4 protein-coding genes are annotated in these 5,592 nt (G+C 47.5%); 1 reads left to right on the forward strand and 3 read right to left on the reverse strand.

Annotation, left to right across the window (positions count from 1 at the left end; translation table 11 throughout):
• Positions 1-735 precede the first annotated feature (735 nt).
• Positions 736-1,287, reverse strand: a complete 552-nt coding sequence (locus HA46_RS20345; protein ID WP_244277560.1) for a DUF2913 family protein — start codon at positions 1,285-1,287, stop codon at positions 736-738.
• A 180-nt stretch (positions 1,288-1,467) separates the two neighbouring features.
• Between HA46_RS20345 and HA46_RS20350 the strand changes: the two genes are divergently transcribed.
• Complete coding sequence (locus tag HA46_RS20350) at positions 1,468-2,421, forward strand: Rpn family recombination-promoting nuclease/putative transposase (RefSeq protein ID WP_033755874.1); 954 nt, start codon at positions 1,468-1,470, stop codon at positions 2,419-2,421.
• Positions 2,422-2,802: 381 nt separating this feature from the next.
• Here HA46_RS20350 and HA46_RS20355 read toward each other — a convergent pair whose 3' ends face one another.
• Together HA46_RS20355 and HA46_RS20360 are read right to left on the reverse strand one after the other, a co-directional pair.
• Complete coding sequence (locus HA46_RS20355; protein ID WP_084886512.1) at positions 2,803-4,848, reverse strand: FUSC family protein; 2,046 nt, start codon at positions 4,846-4,848, stop codon at positions 2,803-2,805.
• Between the two features lie 104 nt (positions 4,849-4,952).
• Positions 4,953-5,291, reverse strand: a complete 339-nt coding sequence (locus HA46_RS20360) for a helix-turn-helix domain-containing protein (RefSeq protein WP_033755871.1) — start codon at positions 5,289-5,291, stop codon at positions 4,953-4,955.
• Between the last annotated feature and the right edge of the window lie 301 nt (positions 5,292-5,592).

Below are 5,592 nucleotides of genomic sequence, written 5' to 3' on the forward strand. Positions count from 1 at the left end.
AGTATTTGTTATTGAATCTGCAATTTTAGGCCTTTAATTGAATTGTTTTTTATTTGAAACTGTCAGCATAGTTGAATATTGATTCTGCCTTTGCCCCCTGCTCACTATCCATCATGGGTGAGCTAAATTTCTAACTTCATATAATAAGACTTATACAAAGTCAGGATCCACAAAAGATCCTTGCAGGCAATTGACCTGCTCATCCTGCGTAAGGGTGTACATAAAACGGGCAGCGCTACGTGAATTCTGAGAAAAAAGCAGAGGGTTACCCCACCAGAATTCACGTAGCATCGTCTGTGCGTTTTGGGCTGAGACTTGCCCGGTTTTAGCGGATAAGTAGAGGCGACCGCTTCGAAAATTCTGGAAAGAAGCGATAGCGTTAAGCTTTGACAGTTTTTTATGACTACAGACGTTCTGTGACAATCTGTTACCAGCGACCAGATAAGTTGCGGAGCGGTGGCCGTGGCCGGGAGATTACAAACGGTATTTATGACTGGCAGCACCGACCTGCCTGCATGCCGAACAGCTATGCCTACAGGAGTCGTAGCGCGTCTGACCATCATATGCACACCGACCCTGGCCAGGAAGTTACGCCGTAACGTAAAACGGATACTTTAGGCTATGCCCTGGTATCTTATCTCTTCTCTGAATACTATCCACTGTAATCAGTAAATGCCGTTTTGCTGAGCGAATTTATACATTATCCAGCATGTCCTTTTCTGTGCATGGATTGATTTATCCATTATTTTCAGCGGTTAGCGTAAAAAGGTTTTTGAAATCATCATTGCGCTCTGCAACAAGCTTCCATCCACAGCGGTCAAAGAGCTGCTCCAGGCCAGCCACGCTCCCTGTAAGGCGCGCCATCAGTGGTTTTACCTGACGGCCTTCAGCGTCAAACGCCGCGGCCAGGCTGGTTTGCGAGACATAGACGCCGTTCAGACCGGGATTCAGCCTTGTTGCATGTTGTCCTGACCACTCCCTGTCAGTGAGCAACCGGTAAACCCAGCCCATATCTTTTGCGGCTTCCATTGCAAAGGTGAGGCGACCGAGAGCATTCTGTTCAGTAAGCGTGCCGGAACAGGACTGCCACAGATAGTCCAGCTTGCCGGCCAGCTGCGCTTTAACGCGGTACTGTCGACCCTGCTTCAGTAACCAGTCAATGTCTGGAGCGACATCACGAGAGAAGCGACGCTGCTTCTGAGCAGAAGCCAGCCAGCGCGTGAGAAAGAGATTTTCCTGAGCGGCAGAACATACGGTTCCGTCCTTTCGGGCCAGAGCCAGTGCGATAAGTGCGCATCAGGCCAGATGGCCAGACTTTTCTGTCAATGACACTGCAGATTTTCCCCGTAAAAGCACAGAGCGGTTATTTTAACGCAAACAGTTTCGAACATCTGATAAAAGTGGTTCCTCGCACAGCGCTTCTGCTGTCATGGTATTATATTCGTGTCATTTAATGAGTCAGCACGGATGAAGAAGAAAAACAGCACGCCCACGCCTCACGACGCGACTTTCAGGCAGTTTCTCACGCAGCCGGAGATTGCCCGGGACTTTATGGAGCTTCATCTCCCGGCAGAGCTGCGCGCGCTCTGCGACCTCAGCACCCTGAAGCTGGAATCTGGCTCTTTCGTAGAGGATGACCTGCGGCAGTACTTCAGCGACGTCCTTTACAGCCTGAAGACCACCGCCGGAGACGGCTACGTTCACGTGCTCATTGAGCACCAGTCTTCCCCGGACCGGCATATGGCTTTTCGCCTGCTGCGCTACGCCGTGGCCGCCATGCAGCGCCACCTCGAGGCCGGGCACAAGAAGCTGCCGCTGGTGATACCCGTGCTGTTCTATACCGGAAAACGCAGCCCGTATCCGTATTCCACCCGCTGGCTGGATGAGTTCGACGATCCGGCAGTCGCGGAGAAACTATACGGCGGCTCCTTTCCTCTGACAGACATCACCGTTATCCCGGATGATGACATCATGAATCATCGCAGCATGGCAGCGCTGACCTTACTGCAGAAGCACATACACCAGCGCGATGTGGCCACGCTGACCGACCGGCTGGCCACGCTGCTGATGGCGGACTATCTTTCTTCATCTCAGGTGGCGGTGCTGATACACTATTTATTGCAGGCGGGAGAGTCGGCCGACTCTGAAGCCTTCGTTCGCGAACTGGCACAGCGTGTGCCGCAACACGGAGACGCACTCATGACCATCGCACAGCAGCTCGAGCAGAAGGGCATTGAGAAAGGACGCATGGAAGGACGCCAGGAGGGGATCCAGCTTGGCGAGCAGCGAGGTATTGAAAAGGGCGAGCGCGAAGCAACTTTGAAAATTGCGCGAACCATGCTGCAGAATGGCCTTGACCAGAATATCGTCATGCAGATGACCGGCCTGACGGAAGAAGAGCTGGCGCAGATTCACCACTGAGCAGTCATGCCATTTCTGAGCGATCTTTTAGGTATCAAGATACGCCTTCTGATGCTCCCGGTTCGTTTCTGGAAGAGATATCTTAGAAATCACCCTCGCTGTCTTTTTCTTTCCAGCCTGGCAGGAATGTGATCAACGGTGATAACGAATCCGGCAACAGCAGTATGTTGCTGGACCCGGTACTGAGCGACAGCCGACATCGGATTGAATCGCTGGGCATAAAGGCATTGCTCTCTCAGCAAGCATATCCAGGCCAAACCTCTGCATTCAGCTATCATATGTGAAGCTCGCTTAACGTAGTTTATGTTAAATAAAGTATCGATTAAGAACCCACTGCACTGTCACCTGTTAATCATTACGTTGCTTATCGCTGGCCTGAGATCATGCCGGCCAGCGAACCTTTGGATATAATAAGACGCGAATATTAAATAAACTAAGTAGCGGCGTAAAGACAGTATTGTCGGTGGCAGCAATTTTTTCAAGCTTGAACAAAATTGAATCAATTTCATCCAGCAAAGCCTGATGAGGACAGGTTTGTAACAATTTCATTTTACGCTTTAGAAAAATCGTCAGCTCGTGAAACATTTGTCCACAATCAATTTCGTTATGCCGAAGTTCGATATGATGACGCTCATATAAGTCAAAGCAGTTTGCGCCTATCCAGGTTTCAGAAATGAGGTCTCCCCCAGCGACTAATTTTATTTCAGGATCCTGTTGTTTACGAGGCAATATAAAATTTACTCTGTCTATCATGCGCGCAATAAACTGCTGGCGTGTCAGTAAAGATGAAGAGTTTCGTTCTACTGCTTTTACAAAAATCAGGAGATCTTTGATTCCTGCGACTACCGCACGCCGTGCAGTCCAGGAAGGACGTTTGTTGCGGATAAGTGCAGAAAGAACGACAGCTATCATGATACCTATCAGAGAAGCTATTGCTGCATTAATAGTTGAAATCATATCAGGCTGATAATAATGGCTCAGGCCAATAAATCCAGGCAGTTGTATGACGATACTAAGGCCAATTAGATTGGTTGATTGTCTTGCCAGCAAAAGCCCCAGTAAGAAAAGGCCAGGCCATAAACAGATAATTAGTGCTTCCAGTGTAACGGCATGAGGAATAAAGAGGGCAATGTAAAAAAGGCTGACTAATAAGGCCAGGATGATGCCTTTAATGAAAAGCTTCATCGGTGTCACAGGTGAATCAGTATTTGCAAAAAAAGAGCTGATAATAGCAGCCATCAATGGTGCATTAGCACCATCGTGCCAGCCACTCCCTATCCAGAATAAACAGGAAGTAAATGTAGCCACAAAAGCAGTCACTGCTGACAGCACCTGTAAGCCTCTGTCTCTGTGTCGTGTATGCCGAGAGCTTTTGTAAGCTGTCATCTCACCATGAATGCTTAAGTCCGCCACGCGGTCACTGACATTAAGATAGGCTTCGCCAATGCGTATAAAATTGGCAAGCCTCTCTAAAACACCGGTAAAAAGTAGTGTCTCTTCCGTGCCTGCTTTTCCTTCTCGCCAGTTTTGCTGTAACTTCGTCTGCGCTTCCTCAATATTTAGTTTTGCATTAATACCGTCGCGAGCCATATCAAAATTAAGCCATAGAAGAAAGCTTTCAATCGCATGCTTAACGCTGTCTGGAAATGGAACCTGTAGTTCTGAAAGAAGACTGAGGCGGGCCTCAAGAGCCGTTAAGGTAGGAAGTAAATATGTCAGGTGTTTATACTGGATGCTGACAAGCCTGATAACATTTCTGGCGGCTTCTCCATCATAGATACAGTGTGTAAGCATCCCTTCCACACTCAATGGATAATTTGCCATTCTGACCTTTATCTCATTTCGCTCAGGCATTTGCTTTGCATGTACATTCCTTAAAAGATCGCTACAGAGATTTTGGGAGGTTTTATACCAGGCAATAATGCTCTTGTTCATTAAATCATGCATAGGAACAGGCATAATTAGCCGATGCACAAGTGTGCTGCATATTATACCAAGGGTAATTTCTTCTATACGTGAAATAACGGTGCTGGTAATGGCGTATGGAGTGCTGACCTCTGGGAACCCTATAACCGCAGCGCTGTATCCTGCCAGCATGAAAATGTAACTTCTGGGGGTTCTGTCGCTGAGAGAAAGATACAAACAGACAGCAACCCATAAGGATACACACAGACTAAACAGGACGGGTGACTGGACGGTTTCAGGGTAAAGCAGCCAGATAAATATGCCGCCAAGTAGCGTTCCTGCCAGGCGAAAGACTGACTTTGAGACAGTGGATGCTGCGTATAGCTGTGAGCAGACGAAAACGGTCGTCAGTGCCCATGCAGGCCTCTCAAAGTTAAGCAATAAAGCAATAGTTAATGCTGTAAAAGCAGCAAGAGATGTCTTGACTGAGAATAAAACCGCGCCTCTGGTAAAAAGCTTCATTTGTTGGACAAGCATTCCAGTATGACAAAGGGATCGGATAACACAGACGTACGACAAAGCTGCGCCTGTCTGTGAGCATATTTTTCAGGACTGATTACAGTTTCTCAGGGTTTGCGATGCAGAGAGCGCCAGCGTGCGGGAGGGATGCCGTAGCAGGCAGAAAAGACACGAGTAAAAGACTGCTGGTTTTCAAATCCAAAGTTCAGGGCAACACTGAGAATGGACTCATCACCAGTGCGCAGAATATTTGCAGCTCGCTGTATTTTCCGTTTTCTGACAAATTCAGCGATTGACATGCCAGTTTCCTCTCTGAAAATACGCTGCAGGTGCCATTTTGAGTAACCAGAAATTTTGGCTATGTCATCAACACTAATGTGACGGGTGACATGGCCTTCGATCCACACGATAAGCTCTTTTACTACTTGTTGATGCAATATATTCATATCAAAATCTCAGGATGATGTGCATACGAATCCATCATGAGGAAATGCGAGCGATCGGGTGTCGGAACTATTTGTTACCGGTAACATCTGAGGGCGCAGTGTTCCTGCAATATGGTTAAGTTTATGAGATAGTAACTATCCACTACGTTATATGACTAAAAGAACTTTACTCCTCTGTAACATTTCAGAATGTATCAGATCTCTACAGGATGTCATCCGACCCACCTCTGAATTTGCTCAACTCTACTGCTTCAAACCACTTCTTCTGACTTTATTGTATTCAGGAGAAGTGAACAGTCCA

The organism is Pantoea septica, from assembly GCF_002095575.1.
Classification (GTDB): Bacteria; Pseudomonadota; Gammaproteobacteria; order Enterobacterales; family Enterobacteriaceae; genus Pantoea; species Pantoea septica.